The 348-nt window shown below is 31.3% G+C and carries 1 protein-coding gene; it reads left to right on the top strand.

The window, feature by feature from the left end; translation table 11 throughout:
• A partial coding sequence (locus AB4496_RS29435; RefSeq protein WP_372133672.1) for an AAA family ATPase occupies positions 1-348 on the top strand: 348 nt, incomplete at both ends.

Here is a 348-nt window from a genome sequence, read left to right on the forward strand (position 1 = left end):
GTGACGCTTTGAAACTCAGAGATAATGAACTTTTAAGTCAACTAATTGTTAACATGATCAATGAACTAGAATTTGAAAAACAGTTACTTATATCTATAACAGCCCTAGTGGATACATTTAACAAATACCTAGTTGATGGAAAAAAATTAGTTATAACGACTGACGAAGCTTATATAAAGTTAAATGGCGATAATAAAAAACACTCTTTAGAGTATTTATCTAGCGGCGAGCGTCATATATTTACATTCTTATCATTGATTGTAGTGGCAGGAAATGACAAAAACTTCCTGATAATTGATGAACCAGAGATCTCTTTGAATATTAAGTGGCAACGAACTTTAATGGATC

The organism is Vibrio sp. 10N.222.46.A1, assembly GCF_041473595.1.
GTDB lineage: Bacteria > Pseudomonadota > Gammaproteobacteria > Enterobacterales > Vibrionaceae > Vibrio > Vibrio tasmaniensis_A.